Origin of the sequence: Pontixanthobacter rizhaonensis, assembly GCF_012972675.1 — a bacterium.
GTDB lineage: Bacteria > Pseudomonadota > Alphaproteobacteria > Sphingomonadales > Sphingomonadaceae > Pontixanthobacter > Pontixanthobacter rizhaonensis.
This window is the reverse complement of the sequence record NZ_JABCRE010000003.1, coordinates 1-12,462: the sequence shown is the minus strand read 5'-3', so window position 1 is coordinate 12,462 and position 12,462 is coordinate 1. Positions and strand designations below refer to the sequence as shown.

Annotated in this window: 10 protein-coding genes and 1 pseudogene; 2 read left to right on the top strand and 9 right to left on the bottom strand. The window is 56.2% G+C overall.

The genetic code is table 11. From position 1 onward, the window contains the following. Positions 1-3 precede the first annotated feature (3 nt). Complete coding sequence (locus HKD42_RS07865; protein WP_246236917.1) at positions 4-1,398, top strand: DUF1501 domain-containing protein; 1,395 nt, start codon at positions 4-6, stop codon at positions 1,396-1,398. A 28-nt stretch (positions 1,399-1,426) separates the two neighbouring features. On the opposite strand, the gene HKD42_RS07860 is transcribed toward HKD42_RS07865, so the two are convergent. The 9 genes from HKD42_RS07860 to HKD42_RS07820 all read right to left on the bottom strand — a co-directional run bounded on the left by HKD42_RS07860 (position 1,427) and on the right by HKD42_RS07820 (position 11,831). Further along, positions 1,427-2,764: an alpha/beta hydrolase family protein gene (locus HKD42_RS07860; protein ID WP_170012232.1), complete on the bottom strand. Its 1,338-nt coding sequence runs from the start codon at positions 2,762-2,764 to the stop codon at positions 1,427-1,429. A 45-nt stretch (positions 2,765-2,809) separates the two neighbouring features. Beyond that, entirely contained in the window at positions 2,810-4,069 is a 1,260-nt protein-coding gene (locus tag HKD42_RS07855) for a dicarboxylate/amino acid:cation symporter (RefSeq protein WP_170012230.1), read from the bottom strand. 76 nt (positions 4,070-4,145) lie between these two features. Continuing rightward, a complete protein-coding gene (locus HKD42_RS07850) occupies positions 4,146-5,687 on the bottom strand; it encodes an acetyl-CoA acetyltransferase (RefSeq protein WP_170012228.1) in 1,542 nt (513 codons plus the stop codon). Positions 5,688-5,690: 3 nt separating this feature from the next. Continuing rightward, positions 5,691-6,701: a fumarylacetoacetate hydrolase family protein gene (locus HKD42_RS07845; protein ID WP_170012226.1), complete on the bottom strand. Its 1,011-nt coding sequence runs from the start codon at positions 6,699-6,701 to the stop codon at positions 5,691-5,693. A gap of 6 nt (positions 6,702-6,707) precedes the next feature. Beyond that, positions 6,708-7,355 carry a maleylacetoacetate isomerase gene (gene maiA, locus HKD42_RS07840; protein ID WP_170012224.1) on the bottom strand — a complete coding sequence of 216 codons (648 nt, stop codon included), beginning with the start codon at positions 7,353-7,355 and terminating at the stop codon, positions 6,708-6,710. Further along, positions 7,355-8,539 (bottom strand): acyl-CoA dehydrogenase, encoded by a 1,185-nt coding sequence (locus HKD42_RS07835; protein ID WP_170012222.1) that lies wholly within the window; start codon positions 8,537-8,539, stop codon positions 7,355-7,357. The genes maiA and HKD42_RS07835 overlap by 1 nt, the downstream gene beginning before the upstream one ends. Before the next feature lie 67 nt (positions 8,540-8,606). Further along, entirely contained in the window at positions 8,607-9,473 is an 867-nt protein-coding gene (locus HKD42_RS07830) for an HpcH/HpaI aldolase/citrate lyase family protein (RefSeq protein ID WP_170012220.1), read from the bottom strand. Positions 9,474-9,479: 6 nt separating this feature from the next. Continuing rightward, positions 9,480-9,974: a hypothetical protein gene (locus HKD42_RS07825; RefSeq protein WP_170012218.1), complete on the bottom strand. Its 495-nt coding sequence runs from the start codon at positions 9,972-9,974 to the stop codon at positions 9,480-9,482. Positions 9,975-10,082: 108 nt separating this feature from the next. Further along, a complete protein-coding gene (locus HKD42_RS07820; RefSeq protein ID WP_170012216.1) occupies positions 10,083-11,831 on the bottom strand; it encodes a vWA domain-containing protein in 1,749 nt (582 codons plus the stop codon). A gap of 367 nt (positions 11,832-12,198) precedes the next feature. Here HKD42_RS07820 and HKD42_RS07815 point away from each other — a divergent pair. Continuing rightward, a pseudogene (locus tag HKD42_RS07815) lies at positions 12,199-12,462 on the top strand (hypothetical protein); the annotation flags it as partial.

Below are 12,462 nucleotides of genomic sequence, written 5' to 3'. Positions count from 1 at the left end.
TTTATGCGTCGTTCCAGTCAATTGGCCGGGGCAGGTGTCGCGACCTCCTATGCAATGGGGCTCGCCGGAATTGGGGAGGCCGCTGCATTTGCCAGTACTGGTGGTTACAAGGCGCTGGTGTGTGTTTTTTTGTATGGCGGGAATGATCACGGCAATACGTTGATCCCATTCGATGCACCGAACTATCAGCGGTACAGCCAGATACGTGGCGGTAATGGCAGCGAAGCCGGGGGCGGGATTGCCTTGCCACGCAGCAGCCTCGCCAACAGTGTGTTGATGCAACCCGACGAGCAGACGCTGACGGACGACATCCGATACGCCCTTGCGCCGACAATGCCGCTTCTAAAATCCCGGTTTGATCAGGGTAATATGGCACCCATGCTGAACGTCGGGCCATTGTTAACCCCGCTGACAAAGGCTCAGTATGAGAGCGATGACAACACGCGCTTTCCGCGTCCCGCCAACCTATTCTCTCACAATGATCAGCAATCGACTTGGCAAAGCTCGCAGCCGGAAGGATCGCCTACTGGTTGGGGCGGACGGATGGGGGACTTGGCACAATCCAGCAATTCCAACGCTATGTTCACGCTGATAAATGCCACTGGCAACGCGGTATTTATGAACGGCGAACAGGCGATGCCGTATCAAGTATCCCCAGACGGGGCGACATTGATTAATGGGCTGTCCCGCGGGCGTCTATATAACTCATCGGCGGCTAGTACTGCATTGGACACGTTGCTTAAGACCCATACAGGCCATGTGTTTGAAGGGGATTATGCGCAAACAAACGCCCGGTCGGTAGAATTTGGCGGTTTTGTGAATGATGCGCTGGCACGGTCCAGCGTGGCGACTGATTTCGGCACGGGCAACCGGCTGGCGGATCAACTTTCCGTGGTCGCCAGGCTGATCGCAGCGCGTGGTGATTTGGGCATGACGCGGCAAGTGTTTATGGTGTCTGCTGGCGGCTTCGATCATCATGACGGTTTGATCGGCAGCCATGAAGCGTTGCTGGGCCAAGTCGATTTCGCGATGGATGCGTTTTATCGCTCTACGCTCGAGCTGGGCATCGCCGATCAAGTGACGGCGTTCACCGCATCCGATTTTGGCCGTACACTGGCATCCAACGGGGATGGTTCTGATCACGGCTGGGGTAGCCATCATTTCGTTGTTGGCGGTGCCGTCAATGGCGGGCGCTTCTACGGTACCGCACCGCAGGTATCAGTTGAGAGCGACGACCAAGTTGGGCGGGGCCGATTGCTGCCAACCACTTCGGTAGACGAGTATTCCGCTACATTGGCACAATGGTTCGGCGTGTCGCCCAGCGAATTACCCGGAATTGCCCCCAATATTGGCCGTTTTGCTCAGCCTGATCTTGGATTTATGACGCGCCCACAATAACCGAATAGCACGCCGGAAAATTCAGCGTTTATTCCGCTGTCGTTCGGTCCCCTGAATACAATTCCAATCCGACAGCCCAGCGCCGTTGGAAGCCATTCCAATGGTCTGGCTGGTCAGATCCAGCATATTTGCCGTTTAATTGTTCGCGGAAGCCAATCGGCCATTGGGAAGCATTGGAGTCAGGCCTTGGTACATTGAGATAGGCCGCCTTGTCGCCGTCCCCCTTCAAATGAAGATCAAGAAACGCGGTCACGAAATGCTGGTTGATCGCATTCAGCCGGTCGCTACGCCAAACGGGTTCTTTCAGGAACTCGGTCGCGACAAAGTCCGCATCGGCGGGGAGGGTAAAGTCATTGCCGACGATATTGTGCCTAGCCTCCCGAAAGACCAGTAGGCGGCGGTCCGTTCCTTGCAGGCTGTCGTAAATCCATCGAACACCAGCTTCAAAATCTACCACATCGTCTTGATTGCCTGAAACAACCAGTGTCGGCACGTCGATCTTGGCCAGACTGTCTGCAGTCCATGCCCGGTTGTCAGGTGCGCCTCCCCAAGGGGCAAAAGTGACCAAGGCATCAATCGGTGCAGCTTCGGAAGTGGCGTTGGCGAGTTGCTGCTGTGCCTGCTCTGGAATGTTGGATAGTGGTTCTTTAGAGAAGTCATAGGCTGCACCAGCTGTGGCGAGCGCCCCGTAACCACCCATAGAATAGCCAATCAGCCCGACCTTTTCCGGATCAATTGCGGCAAGCTGTGGTTCGCGGGGGCCATTCAAAATCAACGACAAGATTTGCCGCTGGTCTTGCGTCCTATCAACCAACACATTGCCGAACGATACCAGCAGCGAGGGCAAGCCTTCTGCCGGCATATCCGCATGGTCGATAGAGGCCACGATGTAGCCGCGCGATGCGATGTGTTCACCCAGATTGCTGAACTGGGTATTCCATCCGCGGTAGCCGTGCGACATCACGATCAAGGGGAATGTTTCCCCTTCCAATGCTGGTGCATCGGGCAAAGCAATTCCGCCTGTCACAACCTCGATGGCATCTTTGTCAGGAATTGCCATCATATGGGTATAGCTGGCCGCTTCACCATCGGCAGTATCGGTGGCGGGATACCAAAAACGGACTGTGAGTGTGCGACCGACCGGTTCGATGTTGCCGGTGAGTAAACCCGCCGTTCCAATCGCGGTTCGATCAGACAGCGCGAAATCCTTCTCGAACGTGCCTATGACATAATCGCCTGTCCGGCCGAGTTCAGGCGCTTCTCCGGTTTGTCCAGCATGGATAGTCGGGGAAACAATGTAAGCGCCAGCAGCGCCGCCAGCGATGAGCAAGCCCGCGACACCCATTGCCATAGTGCGTTTTTTCATAACAGTCTTTCCTGAGACTTGGTTGGCCGCAACTGAAACGGGCTGTTAAATGTCATCAGCAGAGACGTATTCCTCAACATCAATCTCGCCCGCCATCCGGCCCACCGCGACGGCAACCGTGGCATCACCGGTGACATTGGTGGCCGTGCGCATCATATCCATAATGTGGTTGATCCCGGCGACCAGAGCCACGGTTTCCAGTGGTACGCCGATTGATGTCAGGACCAGCGTCAGCATGATCAGGCCAGAGCCGGGAATACCCGCAGCACCAACTGAACCAAGCGTCGCAGTAAGCGCGATCAGCACATAGGATGTCCATGTCAGATCAATACCGTAAACCTGCGCGCCGAATACCGCGACAAGGCCAAGATACATCGCGGTGCCGTTCATATTGATCGTCGCGCCTAGGGCAACGACAAAGCTGGAAACCGACCGTGACACACCCAAATTCCGCTGAACGCAGCGAAGCGTGACAGGCAGCGCGGCGTTGGATGATGCGGTGGAAAATGCCACCACTTGAGCGTCCACAATCCCGCGATAGAAATCGATAATGGGCAGTTTGGCGATAAATTTGATGATCGCCGGATAGACCAACAGAATAATGATAAAACAGCCGAGATAATTAAGCCCGATAATCTGCAATAGGCCAAGCAGAACGGCAGGTTCCAACGTGCCCGCTACCCATACCATCAGGGCGAAAACGCCAAACGGCGCCAGTTCCATCACGATCATCGTCATGCGCTGCATCACGGCGGATCCGGCGTCCATCGCCTTCACAATCGGCAGCGCTTCCTTGCCGGCCATCAATACGGAGATCCCGAACAGCAACGCGAAGATAATCAGCGGCAGAACCTGACCTTCTGCCATTGTCGCAACCGGATTGTCGGTTACCATCGACAGGATCATATCAACCGCTGTGGTGGTCGCAGGTTCGGGTACTTCTGCCCCGTCTGGCAAGGCCACGTTAAGGCCGACACCGGGCTGGGTGATGGTTGCCAGTGTGAGGCCTAGCGATACCGAGATCGCTGCGGTTCCGCCAAATATCATCAGCGCCTTCCCGCCAACATTACCCAGCTTTCTGAGATCGCCCAGCGCCGCAATACCCGAAACAAGAGAGAAGAATATCAGCGGAACGATCAGCATTTTGATCGCCTTGATAAACAGATCGCCAATCCACTTGATGCTTTCCGGGCTGGCTCCACCAAACAAGGCGAACTCTTTCCAGATCCAGCCAAACAATGTTCCGATTATCAGAGCCCCGATAACGCGCTGCCACAGGGGAATAGAAAACCAGAACTTAAACATCAGAATTCCTTAGGCGTGGAAACGAACTCAGCAGTCATTGGGCAAAAGCGGGTATCAGTCAAATGGTGTCGATTGATTAGGGTTGGGCAAATGACCAGATATTGCGGCTGTCATGCACCGCAAGCACACCTGCGCTATCCTGCAAGTCCGCTGCGCCGCTCATGAGCCGTTCGATAGCCGGTGTATCGGTCGGCGGGACTAAAGCGATAGCGCGGCGATTGTCTTCCAATCGTGCAATCACGACCCCGTGTTTTGGTTCACCTTTACGGTCAAACAGCACTGTGTAGGTTTCAAGCTTGCCCGGGCCAGCATATTCGCCAACCATTTCCGGCACCTCGCCGCGCAATGCATCAGCCTGTTCCTGAAAGTCGAAATTATGGGGGAAGGTACCCGCGGGTTGCGGCATTTTGGTCAAGACAATGGTGTGATTGTGCGTTGCGTAGCCGCCATTGGCGAATAGCAATCCATTGGTACCATCGTTGCGGAGCGCCTCGACCATACAGGCTGCCGCGTGGGTCATGTAATTCCCGATAGGTCCGCCCCCGAAGGTCAATCCGCCGAACATCGTCATCGTCCGGTCTGCGGGAATGCCCAGCACCCGCCGCGCCATTTTGGGCACGATCGGGAAGCAGGAATAGATCTCCATATGATCAAACTCACTGGCCGAAAGACCGTTCAACTCGAGCGCTTTGGTGAGTGACACGGACATACTCGCCGAACACGCATAAGCGGGCCGGTTTAGCGGATCTTCTGCCTCATGCGCTGCGGCGCCTTGGCCAACATAGATAATGCGATCTTCACTGACGCCAGCTGCCTGCGCAACTGCCAGACTGGTCACAATAACAGCCGCCCCTTGGTTCACTGCCGCATTGGCGACTTGGAATTTGGTGTAAGGGAAAGCGATCGGCCGGTTGTCCGCAGTTGGCTCGATAATGTCCGATGCGGTTCGGCTCTGATTGATCCATGCGTGCGTGTTGTTTGCCGCAACCTCCGACATTCCGGCCCAGATCATTCCGCTTTCGGCCTGTGCCTCTGCAAATGTTTGGCCGAATTCCGCGCGCGCTGCATTCTCAAATATGGGATAGACGTCGGTCGGTGTCAGCAATCCGTAATGATGGCGTGGCTCGGGTTCGACCGAGGCCCGTTTTGGGTACGGTCCCTTTTTCTTTTCTTCGCCCGCAGAGGAAGCAGCTGCAGCAGCTTTTGCCTCCGCCCGTCGCTTGCCAGCGGTACGGAGCGCTTCTGCACCAACGATCAATGCCACATTGGCCTTGCCGCCGCCTATGGCATTGGCAGCTTCGTTGATCAGCAAAATCGGGCTGTCTCCCGTGGGGGAAGGGGTCTCACGGGCGATCTTGGGTGATAGGCCCAGTGCGGATGAAACTCCCTCAACCAAAGTTCCCGTGAGTTGCGGAAACGACAATTGATTAACGATGCCCAGCCAGTCAGTCTGGGCCAAAACCCCGGCACCCGCGTCGGCACCTGCCGCGCGGCTTGCAGCAATCATTAGCTCGAGAGAGTCCATACCCTCAGCGCCAGTGGCTGCCCGGTCATTGATTTGCCCGCAGCCGATGATGACGGGGATTAGTTTCGGATCACCCAAATCTGTGTTTGCCATGGCTTAAACTGCCACCACTTCCTGCTTGATTGCGCCGAATATGCTGTGACCGTCTTTATCTTTCATTTCGATTTTTACAGTGTCTCCGGCCTTCATAAACGGTGTTTTTGCGCTGCCATCCTGAATAGTCTCAATCATGCGGATTTCTGCAATGCAACTATAGCCGGCCCCGCCATCAGCCACAGGTTTGCCCGGTCCGCCATCTGCGCCTTTGTTGGAGACAGTGCCTGAACCGACAATTGTACCCGCACCCAAATTGCGGGTTTTGGCAGCATGGGCAACCAATTGTGCGAGATTGAATGTCGCATCAACGCCTGCTTCGGCGCGGCCGAATGGCTGCCGGTTATAATCGACCAATAGCGGCAAATGGATCAAGCTATCCTGCCATGCGTCGCCCAATTCATCAGGTGTAACTGCGACAGGAGAAAATGCGCTGGAAGGCTTGGATTGGAAGAAGCCGAAACCCTTCGCAAGTTCGCCCGGGATCAGACCGCGCAGGGATACATCATTGACCAGCATGACCAATTTGATCTGACTGGCCGCATCCTCGGCAGAAGTACCCATTGGCACGTCACCTGTAATGACCGCGACTTCCCCTTCCATATCACAGCCCCAGGCCGGATCACCCAACGGAATATTGTCCCGCGGGCCCAAGAACGTGTCGCTACCGCCCTGATACATCAGCGGGTCTTGATAGAAGCTGTCCGGTACTTCGGCGTTGCGTGCTTTGCGAACCAGTTCGACATGATTGATATACGCGCTGCCATCCGCCCATTGATAGGCACGGGGAAGGGGGGAGTGAGCCTCGCTTTCGTGGAAGCGTTCGCACGGTACGCTTTGATGTTCCACATCGCGATATAGAACTTCCAAATCGCCAGAAACGCGATCCCAATTGTCTAACGCATATTGCATCGTCGGGGCAATATTATCGGCGGCGCAATAGCGGGTAATGTCTTTTGAGACGACGACCAGCTTACCGTCGCGCGTACCGTCTTTGATCGATGCGAGTTTCATAAGCGGTTAGTCTCCCTTAAAATCTGGACTGTCTTTTTGGTTATCTGGGTAGGCGCGCCGAAATGCATCCAAAGCAAGGCACGCGTCCTCGATACGAGTCAGATGCGGTTTGTCGCCAAGATCGTATGCGAATTTTCTGGCGTTGTAGATTTGCGGCAGCAGAACCACTTCAAATAGGCCCGGTCGGTCGAACAGAAAATCACCAGTGCTAAGCTGGGCCAAGCGTTTTTCCACCGGGTCCAATGTACGAGCCAGCCAATGGCGATACCACAGATCAACATCTTCCTGAGAATGTCCAAGCGGGTCTTGCAAATATTTGAGAACCGGCAAGTTGTTCACCGCATGAATTTCGGTCGCCACGGCATAGGTCAGCTCACGGCAGGTGTACCGGTCTTCCAAACCGGCTGGCAGCAACGGCGGATCGGGATAGGCTTCTTCCAGCCATTCCAGCAGAGCCATCGATTGCGCCCGGTCACGGCCGTCTGCTTCCAACATAGGCACACTGCCAAAGGGATTGCGCGATGTGAACGCTGCCCCCTTTTGTTCAGATGTGCGCAGATCAACCGGGATATTCTCGTAATCCAGCCCTTTCAGATTGAGCGCGATGCGCAACCGGTAGCTGGTTGAGCTGCGAAAATATCCAAACAGCTTCATCAAAACGCGGCCAAACCTGTAATTGCCCGGCCAAGGATCAGAGCGTGCACATCGTGTGTGCCTTCATAGGTGTTCACTGTTTCCAGATTCACCATGTGACGGATCACTTGATATTCTTCGCTAATCCCGTTGCCGCCATGCATATCACGTGCTGCACGGGCGATATCGAGCGCCTTGCCGACATTATTGCGTTTCACGATGCTGATCATCTCAGGCGCGAATTCGCCTTTATCCATCAATCGGCCAACTTGAAGCGAGGCTTGAAGACCAAGGCCGATATCGCTCATCATATCGGCGAGCTTTTTCTGGAACAGCTGCGTATTCGCCAGCGGACGGCCAAACTGATGGCGATCAAGGCCGTATTGCCGTGCGGCGTGAAAACAGAATTCTGCGGCGCCCATGCTGCCCCAGCTGATCCCGTATCGCGCACGGTTGAGGCATCCAAATGGGCCTTTCAACCCTTGGACATCAGGCAGCAATGCGCTGGCAGGCAGCTTGACATCATCCATCATGATCATGCCCGTAGTCGATGCGCGCAGCGACAATTTACCTTCAATCTTCGGAGCGGAAAGGCCCTCCATCCCCTTTTCCAAAACGAAACCGCGAATGCCGTCGCCATGTGCTTCGCTCTTCGCCCAGACCACAAACACATCCGCAAACGGCGAATTACTGATCCAGGTTTTGGCCCCTGATAATGAATATCCGTCGCCATCTTTCTTGGCATAGGTCCGCATGTCGCCGGGGTCGGAACCGGCATCAGGTTCGGTCAATCCGAAACATCCGATCAGCTCACCGCTGGCAAGGCCAGGGAGGTATTTCTGGCGCTGTTCTTCTGATCCATATGCCTGGATGGGATACATCACGAGGCTGGATTGGACCGAGGCCATAGACCGGTAGCCGGAATCCACCCGTTCAATTTCACGGGCGATCAAACCGTAAGCAACATAGCTGGCACCCGCGCCGCCATATTGTTCAGGCACTGTCGCGCCCAGCAAGCCTGCCTGCCCCATCAGCGGGAACAGTTCCGGCGCGCTCACTTCATCGCGATACGCCTCGATCACACGCGATTGTAATTCGCTTTGCGCGAAGCCTTTCGCAGCATCGCGGATCATCCGCTCTTCTTCGGAAAGTTGGGATTCCAGATTGAAGGGATCTTCCCAATTGAACGGTGCCATGCCGGCCATAGTTACTCCTGAAACTAATTTTCATGGTCTCTTGCAGTGTTGACCATGCGCCGCAAGTGCGTTTGGTTCAAGCCGTGTTGCGCTTCGTTGCTGCATCGAGAGCCAGCGTGCGTTCTGCCTCGCGTAAATGCAGTATCTCTGTCATTCTGCCGTCAACTTTAATAACGCCTTTGCCAGCATTTTCCGGCGCCGCGAAGGCGTCTCGGATGCTTTGCGCAGTGGTGACTTCATCCGTAGACGGGCTAAACGCGGCGTTGGCGGTTTCCAATTGCTTTGGATGGATCAGTGTTTTGCCATCAAAGCCCATCGCCGCGCCTTGTTGGCATTGCTGCGTCAGGCCGCCTACGTCTGCGATATCGTTGAACACGCCGTCCAGGATAGACAGGCCGTGCGCTCTTGCATGGATGACTGCCTGAGCAAGCAGAGGCAGGAAGGCTGCCCGGCCCGTATCCAGCTTGGCGCGCATTTCGAGCGCCAAGTCATTGGTGCCCATTACGAAGGTTGTCAGATTGGCGGATGCCGCCTTTGCGTTGATGGCCCCCAGCTGGGTGAAGGCAATGCAGGTTTCGAGCATGGCCCAAAGTTCCGGCCCGTCACCGATCTGCGCCCGGTAGATGCTGGCCTCGTCCGGGTGACACAGCTTGGGCACCAATACGGCATCGGGAGGGCAGTGGCCTAGCGCTGCCAAGTCGGCTGCGCCCCATTCGGTGTCCAGCGCATTGACCCGAACCACCAAGACCCGATGACCAAAGCCGCCTTCCTTGATGGCTGCAACCGCAGCGGCGCGGGCTTCCGCCTTGGCGTCGGGCGCCACGGCATCCTCCAGATCGAGGATCACAGCATCGCAATCTGCCGATCTCGCCTTGGCAACCGCGCTGGCGCGATTGGCGGGCAGGTACAGCGCGCTGCGGAGCGGACGGATGGGATCGGTCATATGCGTCTACAGCTTACCAAATTTGCCTTCGTAGCCAGCCGTGTCATCTGCGGCGAGGAACCGTGCCTGTTCAGGCCAATTGTCCCGCCGGATACGCCCTTGGAAACGGCCCAGCTTTGCGTCGATCGCGTCAATATCCGCCTCTGACCAAGCGGCAATCTGGCTGAAACCGGTCACGCCGTTTTCATGCAGAATTGCCACCAGTTTCGGGCCAACGCCTTTGATCCGGGAGAGGTCATCGCCCGATCCGCTTGCGGCCTGTACCGGCTTTTTCTCTGCCGCCGTTTCCAGCGGCACGCTGTCTGGTTGAACCGCCGCCGGAGGCGCGTCGATCAGCGCATTGTTGCGCGCTGCCGGACCGTGGCCTTCGTCCAACACATCCGACGTGTCGGTGGTTACTTTGGTCCGCCGCAGCGCGACGAATAGCCACCACGCAGCCAGTATCACCACCACGACCGCAATAATGGCCACCGGCCAGTTTGCTTCGACGAGCTCCATCATCAATCCGTGTTCCCTTTAACCGATGTGTTCTAGCGCCATTGTCCTTTGCGCGCCGAACCCGCACCGTCAACCGGATTGATGTGTCTCACCTGCTTGTTTGGTAAGCAGTTAGCCGCCCGATTGCGCTTCCAAACTGTCCGCAACATCCGCCAGCCTTGCAAATTCCTGCCGCCAATAATTGCCAGACGTGCCCGCAAGCTTTTCAATATCGCCAAAGTCAAAATCATTCAGCAACGGATCGCCGCGCAGTTTTTGGCCAAAGGCCGCAACCGCGGTGGCAAAGGCAAAATCGCCGCGGGGCCGCTCTGCCATCCGCATACCGGATGCAGGCACAATCCTATCCACAAGGCGCGATGTTTTCCCGTCCGGCATTTTGTAGCGAAGCTTGATATACGCCGCCTCGCTCGTGTTCGGGTTTGCGATCCGCGCCGGAGCACCGGCTCCGTACCGGCGCGGGGATATCCATCCGGTTTGGCCAGCGGGCACAATTTCGTAAATCGAGGTAACTTGATGGCCCGCGCCTATATCGCCCGCATCCACCGCATCATTGTTGAAATCTTCATCCCGCAAAGCACGGTTTTCATAGCCGATCAGGCGGTATTGGCTGACCACCGCAGGGTTAAATTCGACTTGAATTTTCACATCCTTGGCAATGGTGAACAGGGTGGAGGACATTTCATCCCCCAACACTTTTTTCGCTTCCAATGCGCTGTCGATATAGGCGTAATTGCCGTTACCGTGATTGGCGACTTGTTCCATCAGGGCTTCATTATAATTGCCCGTTCCGAAACCGAGCGTGGTCAGCGTAATCCCGGTATCGCGCTTTTTCTCGATCAGTTCGATCAGCGCGTCCCGGTCGCGCAAGCCGACATTGAAATCACCGTCAGTGGCCAGAATAACGCGGTTCACACCGCCTTTGATCATATTGTCTTCTGCGATCTGGTAAGCGAGCTGGATACCTGCGCCGCCAGCGGTTGATCCGCCCGCATTCAATTGATCCAGCGCGCGGCGGATTTTGCGTTCATCGCTGGTCGGCTCCAACACCAATCCCGCCGCACCGGCATAGACCACGATAGAGACCTTATCTTGGGGCGAAAGCTCCCCCGCCAATCCGGCCAAAGCCGTTTTGACGAGCGGCAATTTGTCGGGCCGCCCCATGGATCCGGACACATCCATCAGGAACACCAGATTGGCTGGCGGGCGTTCATTGCGGGGCAAATCATATCCGCGCAGACCAATCCGCAGCAGACGCGTATTCGCATTCCACGGGGTTACCGCCATATCGGTATTGACGCTGAACGGCGTGCTGCGATCTGCCGGTTTGGGGTAATCATAGCGGAAATAATTGATCATTTCCTCTGTCCGCACGGCAGCGCGAGGGGGCATTTGCCCCTGGCTTAGGAACCGGCGCGTATTGGCATAGGCGCCCGTATCGACATCAACAGAGAAGGTGGAGAGCGGCTCTGCTGCCGCGATTTTGACAGAGGATATTTCCTCTCCATCATATTTCTCGCTGCCGGGATCGCGCGCGATGATGACCGGCGGGACATAGCGATATCGGGGGGAAACCTCCGCACTGGTGGCCGTTGAGCCAGCCGGTGCCTCGCTTTCCGCGACATATCCGGCCGCAGCACTTTTGCCCAAGCGGTTACCCGTAACCATAATCGCATCTGCCGAAGCCATCGGGGCCGGTGCGGGGAGTGGTGGCGGAGGAGGGGGCGGAGGAGGTGGGGCCACGGCAACGGGCGGGGCCGGAGCAGTCACCAGATCATCACCGGTACCGCCATCAGGATTGGCGGCACAACCTGCCAATATAGCCAGTATCGACGTTGAAATACTTATCCGTATAAGGCGCATCAGACCCACTCCCTCTTAATCCCGAATACACCGGCAAAGCATGGCCTTATGCCGTGAATGCCGACTGAATGATGCGTATGGGAATGCGAAAGGTAGGCGCGCCCTCTCCACCACCACCGTTCATATTCGCAGTCCAAACCCTGACAAAAGCTGTAGGGAAGGGACACATGGGACACAGTCCAAAGGATAAAACTTTGGCGATTGCCCGAAGGGTGTAATTCCGCCTTTAGTGACGGCGTAAGGTCGCCCGCAGAGGCCAGAAAAAAGGAAGTGTGTGGTGCGGGCATAAGGATGATTTAGCCGCACTGTCTGGAGTAGGAAAACCGGATTAGAGAATTGTTCAAAGTCTTGGCATACTATTCATCGCATGAACCGCCGAGTATTTCTTTGTACCGCTGCGTCTATTGGCGCGATGACCCTTTCAGGCTGCGGGCTAGGCCCTGACCCCACCCCCGATTACCGGTACCGGCTGACGGTGGAGGTGGAGACGCCGGAGGGTCTGAAGAGCGGCTCCAGCGTGATCGAAGTGCAGACCAATATTGCGGGCGAGTATTCTATTCCAACGCCGGGCCGTGTCAGCCAGCGGCTACGCGGAGAGGCTGTTACTGTTGATCTGGAGGATGGGCAGGTA

Coding starts and splice junctions, on each gene's coding strand:
- HKD42_RS07830 (WP_170012220.1), bottom strand. CDS start 9,473: ATGACCGATCCCATCCGTCCGCTCCGCAGCGCGCTGTACCTGCCCGCC.
- HKD42_RS07865 (WP_246236917.1), top strand. CDS start 4: ATGCGTCGTTCCAGTCAATTGGCCGGGGCAGGTGTCGCGACCTCCTAT.
- HKD42_RS07860 (WP_170012232.1), bottom strand. CDS start 2,764: ATGAAAAAACGCACTATGGCAATGGGTGTCGCGGGCTTGCTCATCGCT.
- maiA (WP_170012224.1), bottom strand. CDS start 7,355: ATGAAGCTGTTTGGATATTTTCGCAGCTCAACCAGCTACCGGTTGCGC.
- HKD42_RS07850 (WP_170012228.1), bottom strand. CDS start 5,687: ATGGCAAACACAGATTTGGGTGATCCGAAACTAATCCCCGTCATCATC.
- HKD42_RS07845 (WP_170012226.1), bottom strand. CDS start 6,701: ATGAAACTCGCATCGATCAAAGACGGTACGCGCGACGGTAAGCTGGTC.
- HKD42_RS07855 (WP_170012230.1), bottom strand. CDS start 4,069: ATGTTTAAGTTCTGGTTTTCTATTCCCCTGTGGCAGCGCGTTATCGGG.
- HKD42_RS07820 (WP_170012216.1), bottom strand. CDS start 11,831: ATGCGCCTTATACGGATAAGTATTTCAACGTCGATACTGGCTATATTG.
- HKD42_RS07825 (WP_170012218.1), bottom strand. CDS start 9,974: ATGATGGAGCTCGTCGAAGCAAACTGGCCGGTGGCCATTATTGCGGTC.
- HKD42_RS07835 (WP_170012222.1), bottom strand. CDS start 8,539: ATGGCCGGCATGGCACCGTTCAATTGGGAAGATCCCTTCAATCTGGAA.